The organism is Celeribacter sp. ULVN23_4, from assembly GCF_054788345.1.
In genome coordinates this window covers 81,334-100,242 of the sequence record NZ_JBTVYO010000005.1, presented here as the reverse complement: position 1 = coordinate 100,242, position 18,909 = coordinate 81,334, and the positions used below count along the sequence as shown (strand labels likewise).

The following is an 18,909-nucleotide window of genomic DNA, read 5'->3' as shown; positions in this document are numbered from 1 at the left end:
TGCGCAATATTGTTGCGCCGCACTGCCGCAATTGGGTAAGGAAGGTGCCAAGGATGAAGACTGGGGAAGAAAAGGACATACACGTTGAAATTCGGTGTTCCTAAGGAAGTTTTCGAGGGGGAGGCGCGTGTCGCGCTGACACCTGAGAGTGCCAAGCAATTGCAAAAGCTTGGCTATGACTGCGCAATCGAAGCCGGGGCCGGTGCGCTCGCGGGCTTTTCCGACAAAAGCTATGAAGAGGCCGGTGTCGAGGTGATCGAAGGGGCGAAGCCGCTCTGGGATGCCTGCGATATCGTCGCGAAGGTGCGTCAGCCCGACGAGGCTGAGATGGGTTATCTGCGCGCAGGCCAGACCCTGATCTCCTTCTTCAATCCGGGCGGCAATGCCGACGGGATGGAAAAGGCGAAAGAAACGGGCGCGAACGTCATCGCCATGGAAATGGTGCCGCGTATTTCGCGCGCGCAGAAGATGGACGCTCTGTCGTCGATGGCGAACATCGCGGGCTATCGCGCCGTGATCGAGGCGGGCAACAACTTTGGCCGGTTCTTCACCGGTCAGGTGACCGCCGCCGGTAAAGTGCCGCCTGCCAAAGTGCTGATCGTCGGCGCTGGTGTGGCAGGTCTTGCGGCCATCGGCACCTCCACCTCTCTGGGGGCGATCACCTACGCTTTCGACGTGCGGCCGGAAGTGGCCGAGCAGGTCGAATCCATGGGCGCCGAATTCGTCTATCTCGATTTCGAGGAAGAGCAGCAGGACGGCGCCTCGACGGGCGGCTATGCCTCTGTCTCCAGCCCCGAATTCCGCGAAGCCCAGCTCGCCAAGTTCCGTGAGCTTGCGCCCGAGATGGACATCGTGATCACCACGGCCCTCATTCCGAACCGCGAAGCGCCGGAACTGTGGACCGAGGACATGGTTGCCGCGATGAAACCGGGCTCCGTGATCGTGGACCTTGCTGCGGAGAAAGGCGGCAACTGCAAACTCACCGTGAAAGACGAGAAAATCGTTACCGAGAATGGCGTGACCATCATCGGCTACACCGATTTCCCGTCCCGCATGGCGACGCAGGCCTCGACGCTTTATGCGACGAACATCCGTCACATGATGACCGACCTGACCCCTGAGAAAGACGGCCAGATCAATCACAACATGGAAGACGACGTGATCCGCGGCGCGACCGTGACCTATGATCACGAGATCACCTTCCCGCCGCCGCCGCCGAAAGTGGCTGCGATCGCAGCGAAACCGAAGGAGAAGCCGAAAGAGCTGACGCCTGAGGAAAAACGCGCGGCAGAAGTCGAGGCCTTCAAGAAACAGACCCGCAATCAGGTTGGCCTGATCGCCATCGGTGCTGTGCTTCTTCTGGGCGTCGGTCTTGTGGCCCCCGCAAGCTTCATGCAGCACTTCATCGTCTTCGTGCTTTCCGTGTTCATCGGCTTCCAGGTGATCTGGAACGTCAGCCACGCGCTGCACACGCCGCTGATGGCGGTCACCAACGCGATCTCCTCGATCATCATCCTTGGCGCGCTGATGCAAATCGGCTCGGGCAACTGGCTGGTGATCATTCTTGCCGCGCTTTCGGTCTTCATGGCCGGGATCAACATCTTCGGCGGCTTCCTTGTCACGCGGCGCATGCTCGCCATGTTCCAGAAATCGTAAGGGAGAGAGATTATGGATTTTGGTTTCACCACTGCGGCTTACGTGGTCGCTGCCGTTCTCTTTATCCTCGCGCTTGGCGGCCTTTCGGGGCAGGAAAGTGCGAAACGTGCGGTCTGGTACGGCATCGCTGGCATGGCTCTGGCCGTGTTCGCAACCCTGATCGGGCCGGGCTCCGGCCTCTGGCTCCTCTCCGCGATCCTGATCGCGGCGGGCGGTGTGATCGGCTGGTATGTCGCGAAAAAGGTCGAAATGACCGAGATGCCGCAGCTTGTCGCCGCGATGCACTCCCTGGTCGGTCTGGCGGCTGTCTTCGTCGGCTATAACGCGCATTTCGTCATGGGCCATGTCGCCGGTTTCGAAGGCCATGCCGAGGATCTCGGCACTTTCGCGCAGCTTGTGGCACACAAAAGCGCCGTTGAACTGAACATTCTCAAGGTCGAACTGTTCCTTGGTGTGTTCATCGGTGCTGTGACTTTCACCGGTTCGGTCATTGCCTTTGGCAAGCTGGCGGGCAAGGTCAACACCAAGGCGGAGAAACTGCCGGGCGGACATATGCTCAACGCGGGCGCGGCGATCATCTCGCTTCTCTGCCTGATCTGGTACTTCAACACCGGCGCGTTCTTCCCGCTGTTCCTGATGACGCTTCTGGCGCTGTTCATCGGCTATCACCTGATCATGGGCATCGGCGGCGCCGACATGCCGGTGGTCGTGTCGATGCTCAACTCCTACTCGGGCTGGGCCGCTGCGGCGATTGGTTTCTCGCTGTCGAACGATCTTCTGATTGTGGTCGGTGCTCTTGTGGGCTCCTCCGGTGCGATCCTGTCCTACATCATGTGTAAGGCGATGAACCGCAGCTTCGTCTCCGTGATCCTCGGCGGCTTCGGCGGCACGGCGGGTCCGGCGATGGCAGTGGAAGGCGAGCAGGTCGCCATCGACGTCGATGGTGTGGCCAATGCGCTCAACGAGGCCGACAGCATCGTGATCGTGCCGGGCTACGGCATGGCCGTGGCTCAGGCGCAGCAAAACGTGGCGGAACTGACCTCGAAACTGCGCGCCAAGGGCAAGAATGTCCGTTTTGCGATCCACCCGGTCGCAGGCCGTCTGCCGGGGCACATGAACGTGCTTCTGGCCGAAGCCAAGGTGCCTTACGACATCGTGCTGGAAATGGACGAGATCAACGACGACTTCCCGGAGACGGATGTGGTCATCGTGATCGGCTCGAACGACATCGTGAACCCGGCGGCACAGGACGACCCGAATTCCCCGATTGCGGGCATGCCGGTTCTGGAAGTGTGGAAAGCCAAGCAGGTCTTCGTCTGCAAACGCGGTCAGGGCACGGGCTACTCGGGCATCGAGAACCCGCTGTTCTACAAGGACAACACGCGCATGTATTACGGCGATGCGAAGAAATCCATCGGCGACCTGCTGCCCAAAATCGATTGATCGGGGCAGACAAAAGATAGGAAGGGCGGTCTTTGGGCCGCCCTTTTTCTTTGAGTATTTGGGGCAGCAAAGGAAACGCACAACTGCCTTTCGCGGAGAGGACTTTTCATCGTTGTGGCAAGCGGTCATTCTGGCTTTAGAAAAGCCCGAAAACTGGAAGCCCCATGAAACATGTGACCCCCGAAGATATCGCCGCCGATCAGAGCTTTGTCGAGAAGATGACCGCGATCCGGCGCGATATTCATGCCCATCCTGAGACCGCATTTGAAGAGGTGCGGACCTCTGATTTAGTGGCAAAATTTCTGGAGGGGCTTGGCATTGAGGTGCATCGCGGGCTTGGCAAAACCGGCGTCGTTGGGACGCTCAAGGGCAAGCGTCCGGGGCAGAAGGTGATTGCGCTCAGGGCCGATATGGACGCGCTGCACATTCATGAGCAGACCGGGCTGCCCTATGCTTCGACCGTGCCGGGCAAGATGCATGCCTGCGGGCATGACGGGCATACGACCATGCTTTTGGCAGCGGCCGAAAAGCTGGCCCATGATCCTGATTTCGCAGGCACGGTGCGCTTTGTCTTTCAGCCCGCCGAAGAGGGCGGCGGCGGGGCCAATGAGATGATCAAGGATGGTTTGTTCGATCTTTTCCCGACCGATGCGATCTACGGCGTTCACAACGGGCCGCTTGACCCGCTTGGGCAGCTGACAACGCGAGCGGGGCCGTACACTTCGGCATGCGACGATTGGGAAGTGACGTTCGAAGGCAGCGGCGGGCACGGGGCTTCGCCGTTCAAGGGCACCGATCCGACGGTTGCCGCAGGGCAGTTCATGGCCAGCCTCGGCAATATCATCTCGCGCAAGGTTGCACTCACGGATTGGGCGGTGATGTCCATCGGACATGTGGCGGGGGGCGAGCGGGAAAGCCCGAACATCATTCCGGCCAAGGTTCTGGTGGCAGGCACCGCGCGCAGCTACAAACCGGAGGTGCGCGAGACTTTGATGACGGAACTCACGCGGTTGGCGGAGGGCTGCGCCTTGGCGGCGAATGTGACGGCCACCGTTGAGATTGACCGGGGCTATCCGCCGCTGGTGAATACAGCCGATGAGGTGGCGCTTGCGGGGCGGGCGCATGCGGCGGGCGCAGGGGCGGCGCTGACCGACACGGAGGCCTCCGCCATCGGTGCGAGCGAGGACTTTGCCTACTACCTCGAAAAGATCCCCGGCGCTTATGTGTCGATCGGCAATGGTGACGGTCCGGATGCCTCTTTCGTGCATACGCCGACCTTCGATTTCAACGATGCGCTCATCCCGATTGGCGTGGCCTATTGGCTCAATATCGTCACGGAAGAGCTGGGGGATGTGTAAAGTATACCATGGCATTCCGTTAAGTCTTTGATAAAGCTCTAAAATTTTTATTGCCTCAAAGGGCGTGTGCAGGCTATAGCCGAAGGAACGCAAACGCACGGAAAACGCCAATGGCCCCTTTGCAAGACCACCCACGCCGCTATGAGCTGGCCAATGAGTTGCATGCCCGTCCCTTTCCTGAGGTGACGTCCAATGCCCGTGCGGCCTATCTGGCGATCCGGGCGGCGGGGGATGCCGCACGGCGGGATCGTGATCTGGATCGGGCACATCTGCTGGCGCTTTTGGACCGCTACGGGGCACCGCATCCGGCGCCGGGGGCGACACATTACATCGGGCCGTTGGGCAAGTATCGCCTGAAATGGGAAAGCCACACGGAATTCGTGACGTACACGATTTTCGCCGAGGGTGTGGCGGAACGCGCCTTTGACAAGAACACTTTCGATCTGTTCCCCGAAGACTGGCTTGGAGACGCGCCGGGGCAGCGGATCACCTCGGCCCTCATCCGCGTCGAGACGGTGGAGCAGGATGCGCAGATCGTCGAGCGGATCGACAGCTGGTTCGAGCGCGAGAGCCTTGCCGTGGCGCGGGTGCTTGACGGCGCGATGGTGGTCGCGGGGGATTTCCGGATCGACGAAGCGGGGCATATGCGCTTTGCAATGTTCCCGAGCCCCGATTGCGGCCAGCGCCGGATCGGGCGGGTGCTTCAGAGGCTTTGCGAGATCGAGACCTACAAGGCGATGTCGATGCTGGGCCTTGTGCAGGCGCGCAATGTGGTGCGCGAACTGGCGGATATCGAGAAAGAGCTTTCCGAAATCATGGCGACGCTGACGTCGAAGAACGGCGCGTCGGTGGAAGCGTTGCTCGGCGACATTCTCGGCCTGTCGACCCGGATCGAAGGCATCGTGACCCGGACGAATTTCCGGTTCGGCGCGACGGGGGCTTATGAGGCGATTGTCAATCAGCGGATCGAAGTGCTGCGGGAGAGCCGTTTTATGGCGCGCCAGCTGTTTCGCGAGTTCATGATGCGGCGTTACGATCCGGCGATGCGCACAGTGAGCGCGGCGAAAGGGCAGCTCGAAGGGCTTGCCGAACGGGCGGCGCGGGCGGCGAACCTGCTCCGCACCAAGGTCGATGTGAGCCGTCAGGACCAGAACCAGAAGCTTTTGGAGAGCATGGACAAGCGCGCTGATATGCAGCTGCGGTTGCAGGAGACGGTGGAAGGGCTGTCTGTGGTGGCGATCAGCTACTACGCGGTGAGCCTTGTGGGCTATGTGATCTATCCGGTGCTGGAACCACTTGGCCTGTCAAAAGGCGTGGCTCTGGCGATGGCGACGCCGGTGGTCGTGGGGCTGGTTTGGCTCGCGATCCGGCGGATCAAGAAACAGCATTTCGGATAAGAAAAACGCGCCCGGTGGGGCGCGTTTTTGTGATGGGCGAGGCGGGTGATTACCGGCCACGAATGCGCGGGTCGAGCGCGTCGCGCAGACCATCGCCGATGTAGTTCACGGCCAGTACGGTCAGAGAGATCGCCAGACCCGGCCAAATCACGCGCTCGGGGTATTGCTGGATCATATCTTTCGCATCGAACAGCAGACGACCCCATGTCGGGTAATCCGGCGGGAAGCCGAGGCCGAGGAAGGAAAGCGCGCTTTCCGTGATGATCGCATTGGCGATGCCCAGCGTGGCGGAGACCATGATCGGCGACATGATGTTTGGCAGGATGTGACGCAGCACCACACGGCGCGAGGGCGTGCCGATGGAGCGGGCGGCCAGAACGTATTCGCGTTCCTTGAGGGCCAACACATCGCCGCGCACGATGCGGGCGGTCTGCATCCAGCTGGTGATGCCGATGACGAAGACGATCAGGATGAAAATCCCGGCCTCAAGTCCGAAGACATTCCGCAGCGGATCGCGGAACAGCATGATGATGACCATCAAAAGCGGCAGAAGGGGAAGGGCCAGAAACAGGTCGGTGAGGCGCATCAGCAGCCCGTCGAGCCTTTTCCAATAGCCGGCCAGCACACCTACGAAGGTGCCAAGTACGAGAGACAGCCCCATCGCGGTGAGGCCGACGGAGATCGAGACCTGCCCGCCGGTGAGCATCCGGGCCAGAATGTCCCGGCCCAACTGGTCCGCCCCGAACGGGTGCGCCAGAGAAGGGCCGGAGTTGCGGGCGCGGATGTCGATATAGGTCGGGTCGATGGTCCAGATAAACGGGCCGAGATAGACCGCCAGAATGATGAAGATAAAGAACACCAGCCCGGCCATGGCGCCTTTGTGGGTTTTGAACTGATCCCAGACGTCCCACCATTGGTTGCGGGGCGCTTTGGGTTTCACGGTGCTGGTCACGGTTGCGTCTGACATGATCAACCTCCCTTAGTCGTAGCGGATGCGCGGATCGAGAACGCCGTAGAGGATGTCCGCGATGAGGTTGAAGAGAACGATGAGCACGGCGAAGATGAAGGTCAGCGTCTGCACCATTGGCGCATCAGACGCGTAGATCGCGGTGATCAGCATCTGGCCAAGGCCGTTCACCTGAAACACCTGCTCGGTGATGATCGCGCCACCAAAGATCGAAGGCACGCCGAGCGCGATCACGGTGACGACCGGGATCATCGAGTTGCGCAGGACGTGTAGGAGGACGACGACCTTCTCGGACATGCCCTTGGCGCGGGCCGTGCGCACATAGTCCTGATTGAGATTGTCCAGCATGGAGGCGCGCATGAAGCGGCTGACCTGCGCGGCGTTGTAAAGCGTCAGGACGAAGACCGGCATCGCCATTTGCTTCATCTGGTAGACGAAGGATGACCAGTCGGTGACTTCATGTGTCGTGTCATAGATCGAAGGGAACCAGCCGAGCCCCACGGAGAAGATCACGATCAGCAGCACGCCAGAGAAGAAGGTCGGGATGGAGAAGCCGATCATCGAGACGAAGGTGCCGATCTGGTCGAACCAGCTGTATTGCCGGTAAGCGGAGATGATCCCGATCGGCACAGCAATCAGCGTGGCGAAGATGTAGGACAGGCCAACGACCCAAAGGGTTTGCGGCATGCGCTCGGCCACAACAGTCATGACCGGGGAGCGCGACTGGAAGGAAATGATGCGCTGTTTGCCCTCGGAGAAATCCGTGCCGAAAATGTGGTCAAAGGCCACTTGCGGTTCGACGATGAAGAACTGGTAGAGCCAGTTCAGAAAGCGAATATGGACCGGCTCGCCAAGGCCCAAGGCCTCACGCATGCGCTCTTTGACCTCGGGAGGCACTGTGAGCGGGATGGAGGCCATCGGATCGCCGGGGGCGAGATCCAACAGCAGGAAAATCACCAAAGATATGAACAGAAGCGTCGGGATGGCGAGAAGTAAACGACGGATCGTGTAGTGGAGCATGAGCGACGCCTCGGTTCAGGTCTTTTGTCATTGAAACGTGGGGGGAGGGCGCCCCGCCCCTGTGTGGTGAAGGGGCGCCCGAAAGTGACGTGCCACTTATTTGATGCGGTACCAGTCTGCGACATTCCAGAGCTCGGAATCCCACGAGTTCATGATCACACCGCCCAGAGTGTTGGAGGCGGCGGACACACGGCCACGGTAGACCAGCGGGATGATCGCGTAGTCTTGCATCAGCATGTCGTTCATCGATTTGGCCAGTTCAGCGCGCTTTTCAAGCTCGCCGGTTTTGGCCATTTCTGCGACGAGCGCGTCAAACTCTTCGGTGCAGTAGCGCGGCATGTTGTTGCCCTGCCATTGCGTTTCCGGGCGCGGGGCCTGAATACATGCCCAGTTGGCCATGTAGGCTTCCGGGTCGGTGCCGTCGAAGTTGTTGGCGTACATTTCTACGTCCGCAAAGAACTTCTGGAAGGTATCCGGGGAGCCAGCATCGCCGCCGAAGAACACGGAACTGTCGATGTTGCGCAGTTCGACTTCGACGCCGATCTCGTTCCACCACTGTTTGATGATCGCCTGGAAGTCTTGGCGCACAGCGTTGGTCGAGGTTTGGAACAGCAGCGAGAGTTTCTTGCCGTCTTTTTCGCGGATGCCGTCGGAACCAACCACCCAGCCATCAGCGTCGAGCAGGGCTTTCGCGCCTTCGATGTCCTGAACCATGCAGGCGTCATTGGCGGTGGAGGCGTAGATCGCCGGGGCCGGAAGCACGTTACAGGTGACTTTACCCGCAGCGCCGTATCCGATTTCCACCAAAAGCTCGCGGTCGATCGCCATGGAGAGCGCCTGACGCACGGATTTGTCGGACAGGATCGGGTGCGGGTGCGCAGCGGTGGCGCGCTCTTCGCCGAGAGCCGGATCCGGATCGGTGAAGTTCACCATGATGCGTTCGACCAGCGTACCGAAGGAGACTTCGAGCTTGCCTTTGCCTTTGCTCTCCATATCGGCGAGCACATCGGGGGCGAGCTGGAGGTTCCAAGCGTAGTCGAATTCGCCGGTTTCCAGAACAGAACGACCCGCAGCTGCGGCATCGCCGCCGCCTTTGACGGTCGCGGTCGCGAAGGCCGGTTTCGCCGGGTCGCGATAGTTCGGGTTGGCGGACATGGACACCACGTCGTTGGTCTTGAACTCATCCACAACGAAGGGGCCGGTGCCGATCGGGTTGAAGTTCTGCTCAGTGCAGGAAGCCATGGCTTCGCCGGTACAATCCGCGAACTGGGCCTTCTGGATGATCGGAGCTTGCGCGCCGACGAAGGGGCCGTAGGGGAAGGGCTTGGCGACGCCGAAGTGCACGGTGACGGTCAGGTCGTCGACAATTTCCACGTCGGTGACGTCATTGTATTTTTCGGTCTGGGCACAGCCGCCGCCTTCGGAGGTGCAATATTCCCAGGTGAACTTGAGATCTTCCGAGGTCAGTGGGGTGCCATCGGACCACAGAAGGCCGGGTTTCAGCTTCCAGGTGATGTTTTTCAGATCTTCGGACACGCCACCGTTTTCGATGGTCGGCACGGATTCGGCCAGAAACGGCACCATGGCGCCGGTTTCGTCGTAGCGGGCGAGCGGTTCGAGCACGAGAGAGCCGACTTCCAGCTCTTTGGTGCCGCCCGACAGATAGGGGTTCATCGTCGACGGTGCTTGCCAATAGATGATGTTCACATGGCCGTCCGCACCGCGTTCCGCAAAAGCGGCCGGGGCAAGCGCGAGCCCCGCGACGGCGCCCAGCAGGGCAGTCTTGATATTCATGGGGTTAACCTCTCCTTGTTGGATGCTCTTTTCGTCCTCGAAACCGGCGCCTTATGCGGCGCTCTCTTCGGTTTGCGTGTACAGGTGGCAAGCCACCTGATGACCCGGCGCGATGTCCTGACCCACGGGGTCCAACTCGCGGCAGATATCCATCACCTGCGGGCAGCGCGTGCAGAAGTTGCAGCCCTTGGGCGGATTCGACGGGGAGGGCACATCGCCCTCCAGAAGGATGCGCTCGACCTTTTCCTCAAGCCATGGATCGGGCTCGGGCACGGCGGAAAGAAGCGCTTGGGTATAGGGATGTTTGGGATTGGCGAAGAGCTCTTCGCGGCTCGCAAGCTCGACCACGCGTCCGAGATACATCACCGCCACCCGGTCCGCGATATGGCGGACCATCGACAGATCGTGCGAAATAAACAGGTAGGTCAGGCCGAATTCTGCCTGCAAATCTTCCAGAAGGTTCACCACCTGCGCCTGAATGGACACGTCGAGCGCCGCAATGGGTTCGTCGCAGACGATGAATTTCGGGTTCAGGGCCAGAGCGCGGGCGATACCGATCCGCTGGCGCTGGCCGCCGGAAAACTCATGCGGGTAGCGATTGGCAAAATCGCGGTTGAGCCCGACGGCATCCATCAGGGACAGAACCTTTTTGCGCTTCTCCGCTTTGCCCAGTTTCGCATGCTCGTCCAGAGGCTCGCCGATGATCGCCGCCACGGTCATGCGCGGGTTCAGAGAGGCCTGCGGATCCTGAAACACCATCTGCATGGTCGGGCGCATGGTACGCAGGTCGGGCTGCGGCGTTGCGCCGATCTCCACCCCGTCGATCTTGATCGAGCCTTCGGTGATGTCATAGAGCCGCAGGATCGCGCGCCCGGCGGTGGATTTGCCACAGCCAGACTCGCCAACGAGGCCAAGGGTTTCCCCTTCGATGATGTCAAAAGAAATCCCGTCGACCGCCTTCACCTCGCCCACGCGCTTTTTGAGCACGCCGGCGTGGATCGGGAAATGCATTTTCAGATCCCGGACCTCGACCAGAACAGTGTCGGATTTGGTGTCATCCAGCATCGATTACTCCCTCGGTGACGGAGGTGGCTTGAACTGAGACACGCGGCGCGTCGATCTCGAAATCGTAGAAACAGGCGGCATCATGGCCGGGCCGGACATCATAGCGCGGTGGGTTTTCCGCGAGGCAGCGCTCAAAAGCGAAGGGGCAACGCGAGGCAAAGGAACAGCTCGACGGTTCCGCGCGCAGGATGGGTGGCTGACCTTCGATCACCTCAAGCCGCTCGGCGCGGTCGCCGCGCACGGAGGGCACGGTTTTCAGCAGGGCGCGGGTGTAGGGGTGGCGCGGATGTTTGAACAGGTCGCGTACGGGGGCGTGTTCGACGATCTGGCCGCCGTACATCACCAGCACCCGATCTGCGATCCCGGCGATCACGCCCAAATCATGGGTGATCCAGATCACCGCCATGCCGAGCTTGGCGCGCAGCTCGTGCATCAACTCAAGAATTTGCGCCTGAATGGTCACGTCGAGCGCGGTGGTCGGCTCGTCGGCGATCAGAACTTCGGGATCACAAGCCAGCGCGATGGCGATCATCACACGTTGGCGCATGCCGCCGGAGAATTGGTGCGGGAAATCCGAGAGGCGACGTTCCGCATCCGGAATGCCGACCAGTTCGAGCAACTCCTTGGCGCGGACACGGGCCTGTGCCTTCGACATTTTCATGTGTTTGCGCAGCGGTTCCATAATTTGGTAGCCGACCGTGAACACCGGGTTCAGCGAGGTCATGGGATCTTGGAACACAAAACCGATCCGGGCGCCGCGAATGGCGCGCAGCTCGCTCTCGGAAGCTTTCAGGAGGTCGATGCCGCCAAAATCGATGCCGCCACCGGAGGCTTGCGCAGGGGGCGAGGGGATCAGGCCGATCAGCGACATCATGGTCACGGATTTGCCAGAGCCAGATTCGCCGACGACGCCCAGCAATTCACCAGGCTTCAGTGAAAAAGAGACGGAATTGACGGCATGAACGGACCCGGACCGCGTTTTGAAAACGGTCTTCAGGTCCCGGACATTGAGTACGGGTGCGGCCCCATCGGCCATGCGGTGACCCCCAAGCTGTTGGTTTTATTTTATTTTTATAATCCGCCCCAGTTGCTCCGAGGTCGGTATGATCAAAACGGTACCAACTCTTTGCAATGGCGCAAGGGGCAAGTTGTCTCGGGGTGCAACTTTTTTTACCAACGGATAAATTATGAGGCGCTCCTGCTTGACCTCTGCACAAAGGGCGATCACCTTTGGGTTGAGGGGGCCGCGATCAGGGGGGTGTGCCAAATCGCTGCTTGCCTCTCTCGCGCCGCCGACGTCCCGTACAGGAAGCCCGGTCAGAGATCGGTCCAATACTTCTACCCTCGCTTATTCCACCCTCGGAGACCCAAATGCCCATCAAGAACCGCCTCGCCGAATTGCTTCCGGAAATCACCGCATGGCGACGAGACATCCACGAGAATCCCGAATTGCAATTCGATCTGCCGCGCACCTCTAAAAAGGTCGCTGAACTGCTGCGCGAGTTCGGTTGTGACGAGGTGGTCGAGGGCATGGCCCAGACCGGCGTCGTGGGGGTGATCAAGGGGAAAACCGATAGCAAAGGCCGCACCATAGGTCTGCGCGCCGATATGGATGCCCTGCCGATCTTCGAAGAGACCGGTTCGGAATATGCCTCGAAAAATCCGGGCGTTATGCATGCTTGCGGGCATGACGGTCACACCGCGATGCTTCTGGGGGCAGCCAAATATCTCACGGAGACGCGCAATTTCGACGGCACCGCCGTTGTGATCTTCCAGCCTGCCGAAGAGGGCGGCGGCGGCGGCAAGATCATGTGCGACGAGGGGCTGATGGATAAATTCGGCATCGACGAAGTTTATGGCATGCACAACTGGCCGAACCTGCCGACCGGCACGTTCGCGATCCGTCCGGGTCCGTTCTTTGCCGCCGCCGACGAATTCGAGATTTATGTGAAGGGCAAGGGCGGCCACGCCGCGAAGCCGCATGAAACGGTCGACAGCACGGTGACGGCGGCGCATCTGGTGCTTGCGCTCCAGACCATCGCCTCCCGCAATGTCGATCCGACCAAACAGGTGGTGGTCTCCGTCTGTACGATCGAAAGCTCTTCGAAAGCGCATAACGTCCTTCCGGCGCAGGTTATGCTGAAAGGCACGGTGCGCACGCTCGACGACGAGGTTCGGACACAGGCGGAAGACCGCGTGAAAGACATCTGTGCCGGGGTCGGGGCGACCTATGGCGCCGATATTCAAGTCGATTACCATCGCGGCTACCCCGTCATGGTGAACCACGATCGGGAAACCGAATACGCAATTGAGGCAGCCACCAAGGTCGCCGGAAGCTGCGAGGAATATCCGCTGGTGATGGGCGGCGAAGACTTCGCCTATATGCTGGAAGAGCGTCCGGGGGCCTATATCATCGTCGGCAACGGTCCGGGCGCGCCGGTGCACCATCCGAAATACATGTTTAACGACGAGGCCCTCCCTGCGGGGTGTTCGTGGTATGCGGAGATGGTGGAAAGCCGTTTGCCTGCGGCGTGAGCTGTGTCTTAGAGCTGAAATGAAAACAAAGCGCTCCCGGTTGGGGGCGCTTTTTTGTCTGGAAATATCCGGTGAGCCGAAGGCGAGGGGCGGCGCCCCTCAGCCGCCCGTATGCGACATATGCCGCGACACCTGACCGTCGGCCTTTTGCCGCGAATAGTCGAAGTCGTGGCCTTTCGGCTTGCGCGAAATGGCGGCTTCGATGGCCTCAATCAACGGTGCGTCATCCTCTGGATGGGCCCGCATGATGTCGCGCAGAGAAGCGTTGTCTTCTTGGCCCAGACACATGAACAGATCGCCAGTACAGGTCATCCGCACCCGGTTACAGCTTTCGCAGAAGTTATGCGTCAGCGGGGTGATGAAGCCGATCTTCTGGCCGGTTTCCTCAAGGCGCACATAGCGGGCCGGGCCGCCGGTGCGTTCCGCCAGATCGGTGAGCGTGTAGCGCGTGGCAAGATCACTGCGCAGATCGTTCAAAGACCAATATTGCCCGACACGGTCCTCATTGCCGAGATCGCCCATTGGCATGACCTCGATAAAGGTCAGGTCCATACCTTCGCGCGCGCACCAGTCGGTCAATTCGAACAGCTCGTTCTCGTTGAAGCCCTTGAGCGCCACGGTGTTGATTTTGATCTTAAGCCCCGCCTCGCGCGCCGCATCAATGCCGCGCAGCACCTGTTCGAGACGGCCCCAGCGGGTCACGCGGGCGAATTTCTCGGCGTCCAGCGTGTCGAGCGACACATTCACGCGCCGCACGCCCGCCGCGTATAAATCCTTCGCGAACCGATCAAGCTGTGAGCCGTTGGTGGTCAGGGTCAGTTCTTGCAGCGCACCGCTCTCAAGATGGCGGCTCATGCCGTTGAAGAAATTCATGATCTCGCGCCGGACCAAGGGTTCCCCGCCGGTGATCCGCAGTTTCTCGACGCCCAGCCCGATGAAGGTGGAACACATCCGGTCCAGCTCTTCGAGGGTCAGCAATTCTTTCTTCGGCAAAAAGGTCATGTGTTCCGCCATGCAATAGACACAGCGGAAGTCACAGCGATCCGTCACCGAGACCCGCAGGTAGGTGATCGCACGGGCGAAGGGATCGATAAGGCGCGGGGCGTTCGTCATAGAGGGCAATCTAGGGCGCATCCGGGCGACTGCCAAGCTGTATCAAGTGTCATTTGTGCGCGATTGAACCACTCGTCGCACCATGCTTGCGCGTTTGCGATCATGTTTGCCGAGGCTTTTGAGCCAGCTGTCGGCCATGCGCGAGACATCCTTATCGGCATCCTGCAAGGCATAGGTCAGCCAGAACAGCACATCGTCGATGGCGCTGAGCTCTTCCTCTGTCGGATGTGCGCGTTTCGCGAGGGGCAGGGACAGGCCAAGGGCGGCACGGCGGTCCAAAACGCGTTCGGATTGAGCGAGCGCGTGCACCTTTTCCATGCGGGACAAGTCCGTGACGATCCGGCGCGCCCCGGCGGCGGACAGGGCATCAATCTCGGCCCAGTTGCCTGCCTCGGACACCCATGTGCAAATCTGCTCCCAAATCTCCGCGTCATCCTGAATGCGCGCTTGAGTCAGAAGTTTTGCGGCCATGAGGCGAGCTTCATAAGTGCCGTTGTCCCAAAGCGCGCGCGCCAGTTCGAGCCGGTCGGGAAAGGCCACATCTTGCCGCCAGCTGCGGGCGAGATCTTCGAGTGTTTGCGGCGGAACGCCGAGATAGTTGGAGGGGCCGAAACGCGTTTCGAGCTCTGCCGCCCGGCCCGAGTCAGACGCCTCGGTGAGCGCGGAAAAATAGGAAGAATAACTCATTTTGGGTCCTTCGTGATCAGCAGCAGCTACAGCTTTTGCCATGGACTGCCGGTGCGGGGCTCAGACTGATTTTTGCGATATCCGGGCGCAAAACATATTCCACTTTGCCTTTTGTCGGCTTCATCGACAATTTTGCACCGAGTTTCTCAACAGCTTTGCGCGAGCGTTTGTTCGCCGCTCCGATATCAAAGTAAACGGCAGATTTCGAGGCAAAGGCATGGTTGAGCATCAACAGTTTCACTTCGCGGTTCAGGCCAGTGCCCCAAAATTCGCGAGCCAGAAACGTATAACCGATCCGGGTCGCCTCCGGTGTGGTGCCATAGAACCGCGTCGATCCAATGATTTTCCCGGTTTCGTAGTTGCCGATCACATACATGCCTTCGGGATTTTCGAGGCCAGCGTCGAAAAACAGGCGGAATTTTTCTTCTGTCCAGCGGTCTTTCTCTGGATGGTTGGCCCAGATTTTTTTATCGCGGGCCACGTCGTAAAGCGCATACCAATCATTGGGAACGGCTTGCCGCAGCCCGATGGTGAGCCCATCGAGACGCGGTTTGGGATCAAATTCGACAGGTTTCACATCCGCCATGTTTACTCCACCGTCACCGATTTCGCGAGGTTGCGGGGCTGATCCACATCCGTGCCTTTGGCGACCGCCGTGTGATAGGCGATGAGCTGCGCCGGGATGGCGTAGAGGATCGGGGCGAAAAGGTCGGGGACTTCCGGCATGCGGACGGTTTGCCAGACGCCTTCGGACGCGACATCGAGCCCTTTTTTGTCGGAGACCAAAAGCACCTTACCGCCGCGCGCCATGACTTCCTGCATGTTCGAAACGGTTTTGTCGAACAGCGCGTCATGCGGGGCGAAGACGATCACCGGGGTGTGGCTGTCGATCAGCGCGATGGGGCCGTGTTTCAACTCGCCGGACGCATAACCTTCGGCGTGGATGTAGCTGATTTCTTTAAGTTTAAGAGCGCCTTCGAGGGCGAGCGGGTACATCGGGCCGCGCCCGAGGAACAGCACGTCACGGGCTTCGGACAAGTCGTTTGAAACGATGTTCAAAGCCTCGTCGAGACCCAGCGCATGGCTCATCAGAGCGGGCAGGCTGCGCAGATCTTCCATGTGTTTGGCAAGGTCCGTCTCGCTCAGATGGCCGCGATCACGTGCGGCCTTGAGAGCGAGGCTTGCGAGGACGAGCAGCTGACAGGTGAAGGCCTTGGTCGAGGCCACGCCGACTTCGACGCCTGCGAGGATCGGCAGGGCAATGTCGCATTCGCGGGCTATGGAGGAGGTCGGCACGTTGACCACGGCGACGGTTTTCGCAACCTTTTCATCGCAATAGCGGAGCGCGGCCAGCGTGTCGGCGGTTTCGCCGGACTGGCTGACGAAAATCGCGTAGCTGTCGTCGGGCATCGGGGGTTCGCGGTAGCGGAACTCGGAGGCGACATCGATTTCGACGGGCAGGCGGGCAAGGCTTTCGAACCAGTATTTCGCCACGGAGCAGGCGTAGAAGGCGGTACCGCAGGCGACCATGGTCAGGCGGGAGATTTTGGAGAAGTCCAAATCTTCCGGCAGGTTTAGGCCTTTGTCGCCGAGATAATGCTGCAAAGCGTCGCCGAGCACGACGGGCTGTTCGGCGATTTCTTTGGCCATGAAGTGTTTGTAGCCACCCTTTTCGATCTGCGCCGCACCGAGATCGATCCGGACCTCATCACGGTTCGCACGCCGTCCTTCGGCGTCGAAAAGTTCCACGCCTTCGCGGGTGATGAAGGCATAATCGCCTTGTTCCAGATAGGTGATGCGATCTGTCATCGGGGCCAGAGCAATTGCGTCCGAGCCAGCGAACATCTCGCCGTCGCCATGACCGATTGCTAGCGGCGCGCCATTGCGGGCCGCGATCATCAGATCGTCTTCGCCCTCGAACAGCCAGAGAAGCGCGAACGCGCCTTCGAGTTTCTTGAGCGCGGCCACAGCGGCCTCACGGGGCGCCATGCCCTGATCCATATACATGCGGGTCATCAGGACAACGGTCTCGGTGTCCGTTTCCGTTTCGGGGTAGATGCCCGCCTCGGCCAGCTCAGCGCGCAGTTCGCGGAAGTTCTCGATGATCCCGTTGTGCACCACGGTGACCGGGCCGGAACGATGCGGGTGCGCATTGCCGGTGGTGGCGGCACCGTGGGTTGCCCAGCGGATATGGCCGATACCGGTTTTGCCGGAGAGGGGCTCGTGCACCAGAAGGTCCGACAGGTTGACGAGCTTGCCAACGGCGCGGCGACGGTCGAGTTTTCCGCTCGACACCGTGGCGATCCCGGCGCTGTCATAGCCGCGATATTCGAGCTTTTTCAGCGACTCTACGAGGATCGGAGCCGCTTCATGATTTCCCAAAATCCCAACAATACCACACATGTATTACTGCCCTTTTTGCTTTTTAGCTTTGAGAGACTTTAACTTTTCGAACATCCGCACGGCGAGCATGGGTTTGTTCACCTGTTTTGCCCGTCCAATGGCGAGCGCGCCCGGCTCGACATTGGAGGTGATCACCGATCCGCTCGCGGTCATCGCTTCGTCACCCACCGTCACCGGGGCGACCAGCATGGTGTTGGAGCCGATGAAGGCGTTGCGCCCCACCACGGTGCGGTGTTTGAACACGCCGTCATAGTTGCAGGTGATCGTGCCAGCACCGACGTTCGTGCCGTCGCCGATGTCCGCGTCGCCGATATAGGTCAGATGGTTCACCTTGGTGCCTTCGCCGATCAGGGCGTTTTTCACCTCGACGAAGTTGCCGATATGGGCGTTGTTCGACAGTTCCGCGCCGGGGCGCAGACGGGCGAAGGGGCCGACGGTGGAGCCCATCGAGACATGGCAGCCTTCGAAATGGCTGAACGCGCGGATGCGGGTTTGAGATTCCACCGTCACGCCGGGTCCGAAGATGACGTTCGGCTCCACAACAGTGTCGCGACCAATATAGGTGTCGAGTGAGAAGAACACCGTTTCCGGGGCCATCAGGGTCACGCCGTTGTCGAGCGCCTCAGCGCGCTTGGTGGCTTGAAAAATCGCCTCGGCCCGCGCAAGTTCGCTGCGGGTGTTGACGCCCAGCGTCTCGGCTTCATCACAAGCCACAGCCGTCGCGGTGCGGCCCGTGTTCCAAGCGATCTGGACGATGTCCGGCAGGTAATATTCCCCGGCGGCATTGTCATTGCCGACCTGTTCCAGCAGCTCGAACAGCACGGAGGCGTCGGCGGCAACCAGACCGGAGTTACAGAAGGTGAGGGCGCGCTCGGTCTCCGAGGCGTCTTTATATTCGACGATGCGGGTGAGCTTGTCGCCGTCCATTACCAGACGCCCGTAGCGGGCGGGATCGGCGGCCTCGAACCCCAGAACCACGACATCGGCGCTTTTGCGGGCCTCGATCATCCTCAGGATCGTGTCCTCGGAAATGAACGGCGTGTCGCCGTACACCACGATGGCGTCGCCTTCAAAGCCCAGAAGCGCATCTTTCGCCTGCAAAACCGCATGGGCGGTGCCGAGCTGTTCCTCTTGGCGGGCGATCACGATCTCTTCGTCAATCTTGGCGGCCTCTGCAGCCACCAGATCGCCACCGTGTCCGACAACCAGAACCGTGCGTTCGGGCTCAAGCGCGCTCCCGGAGGCCAGCGCATGGGCGAACATGGGGGCATTTCCGATCGGATGTAGCACCTTCGGCAGGTCGGAATTCATCCGCGTCCCTTGTCCGGCGGCAAGAAGAATGAGGGCTGTGGCCATGAGTTTCGTTCCGATCTGCTCTTTTCTTTGTCTCTTAGCCGTTTTACCCATGACGCGGAGCGCTGCAAGGGGCCGTTGCGGACAAAGGGCTTCACTTATTCTGACGTGAGATTAC

At 60.3% G+C, this 18,909-nt stretch carries 15 protein-coding genes; 5 read left to right on the top strand and 10 right to left on the bottom strand.

What is annotated here, in order from left to right:
* Window positions 1–84: 84 nt before the first annotated feature.
* From ACYBHZ_RS12430 to ACYBHZ_RS12415, 4 genes are all read left to right on the top strand, one after another.
* Window positions 85–1,656 (top strand): Re/Si-specific NAD(P)(+) transhydrogenase subunit alpha, encoded by a 1,572-nt coding sequence (locus ACYBHZ_RS12430; protein ID WP_460274603.1) that lies wholly within the window; start codon window positions 85–87, stop codon window positions 1,654–1,656.
* 12 nt (window positions 1,657–1,668) lie between these two features.
* On the top strand, window positions 1,669–3,099 hold the full coding sequence (locus ACYBHZ_RS12425; protein WP_460274602.1) for an NAD(P)(+) transhydrogenase (Re/Si-specific) subunit beta: 1,431 nt from the start codon (window positions 1,669–1,671) through the stop codon (window positions 3,097–3,099).
* 164 nt (window positions 3,100–3,263) lie between these two features.
* A complete protein-coding gene (locus tag ACYBHZ_RS12420; RefSeq protein ID WP_460274601.1) occupies window positions 3,264–4,457 on the top strand; it encodes an amidohydrolase in 1,194 nt (397 codons plus the stop codon).
* 110 nt (window positions 4,458–4,567) lie between these two features.
* Entirely contained in the window at window positions 4,568–5,854 is a 1,287-nt protein-coding gene (locus ACYBHZ_RS12415) for a DUF3422 family protein (protein WP_460274600.1), read from the top strand.
* 49 nt (window positions 5,855–5,903) lie between these two features.
* Here the strand turns inward: ACYBHZ_RS12415 and ACYBHZ_RS12410 are convergent, their stop codons facing one another.
* The 5 genes from ACYBHZ_RS12410 to ACYBHZ_RS12390 form a co-directional block, all read right to left on the bottom strand.
* Entirely contained in the window at window positions 5,904–6,821 is a 918-nt protein-coding gene (locus ACYBHZ_RS12410; protein WP_460274599.1) for an ABC transporter permease, read from the bottom strand.
* A 12-nt stretch (window positions 6,822–6,833) separates the two neighbouring features.
* Complete coding sequence (locus ACYBHZ_RS12405; protein WP_460274598.1) at window positions 6,834–7,841, bottom strand: ABC transporter permease; 1,008 nt, start codon at window positions 7,839–7,841, stop codon at window positions 6,834–6,836.
* Between the two features lie 96 nt (window positions 7,842–7,937).
* Window positions 7,938–9,635, bottom strand: coding sequence for a peptide ABC transporter substrate-binding protein (locus ACYBHZ_RS12400; RefSeq protein ID WP_460274597.1), 1,698 nt, complete (start codon window positions 9,633–9,635; stop codon window positions 7,938–7,940).
* Window positions 9,636–9,686: 51 nt separating this feature from the next.
* Window positions 9,687–10,700 carry an ABC transporter ATP-binding protein gene (locus ACYBHZ_RS12395; protein WP_460274596.1) on the bottom strand — a complete coding sequence of 338 codons (1,014 nt, stop codon included), beginning with the start codon at window positions 10,698–10,700 and terminating at the stop codon, window positions 9,687–9,689.
* Window positions 10,690–11,736 (bottom strand): ABC transporter ATP-binding protein, encoded by a 1,047-nt coding sequence (locus ACYBHZ_RS12390; protein WP_460274595.1) that lies wholly within the window; start codon window positions 11,734–11,736, stop codon window positions 10,690–10,692. Before ACYBHZ_RS12390 ends, ACYBHZ_RS12395 begins: the two co-directional genes overlap by 11 nt.
* Before the next feature lie 335 nt (window positions 11,737–12,071).
* On the opposite strand from ACYBHZ_RS12390, the gene ACYBHZ_RS12385 reads away from it, so the two are divergent.
* Window positions 12,072–13,235, top strand: coding sequence for a M20 aminoacylase family protein (locus ACYBHZ_RS12385; RefSeq protein ID WP_460274594.1), 1,164 nt, complete (start codon window positions 12,072–12,074; stop codon window positions 13,233–13,235).
* Window positions 13,236–13,334: 99 nt separating this feature from the next.
* Here ACYBHZ_RS12385 and moaA read toward each other — a convergent pair whose 3' ends face one another.
* From moaA to glmU, 5 genes are read right to left on the bottom strand one after another with little or no spacing between them, the layout of a single operon-like run.
* Window positions 13,335–14,348, bottom strand: coding sequence for a GTP 3',8-cyclase MoaA (gene moaA, locus ACYBHZ_RS12380; protein ID WP_460274593.1), 1,014 nt, complete (start codon window positions 14,346–14,348; stop codon window positions 13,335–13,337).
* A 42-nt stretch (window positions 14,349–14,390) separates the two neighbouring features.
* The gene (locus tag ACYBHZ_RS12375) at window positions 14,391–15,035 is read right to left on the bottom strand and encodes a DNA alkylation repair protein (RefSeq protein ID WP_460274592.1); all 645 of its coding nucleotides are present in this window, start codon (window positions 15,033–15,035) and stop codon (window positions 14,391–14,393) included.
* Window positions 15,036–15,051: 16 nt separating this feature from the next.
* Window positions 15,052–15,621 carry a GNAT family N-acetyltransferase gene (locus tag ACYBHZ_RS12370; RefSeq protein ID WP_460274591.1) on the bottom strand — a complete coding sequence of 190 codons (570 nt, stop codon included), beginning with the start codon at window positions 15,619–15,621 and terminating at the stop codon, window positions 15,052–15,054.
* A 2-nt stretch (window positions 15,622–15,623) separates the two neighbouring features.
* On the bottom strand, window positions 15,624–17,438 hold the full coding sequence (glmS, locus tag ACYBHZ_RS12365) for a glutamine--fructose-6-phosphate transaminase (isomerizing) (RefSeq protein ID WP_460274590.1): 1,815 nt from the start codon (window positions 17,436–17,438) through the stop codon (window positions 15,624–15,626).
* Window positions 17,439–17,441: 3 nt separating this feature from the next.
* Window positions 17,442–18,794, bottom strand: coding sequence for a bifunctional UDP-N-acetylglucosamine diphosphorylase/glucosamine-1-phosphate N-acetyltransferase GlmU (gene glmU / locus ACYBHZ_RS12360; protein WP_460274589.1), 1,353 nt, complete (start codon window positions 18,792–18,794; stop codon window positions 17,442–17,444).
* Between the last annotated feature and the right edge of the window lie 115 nt (window positions 18,795–18,909).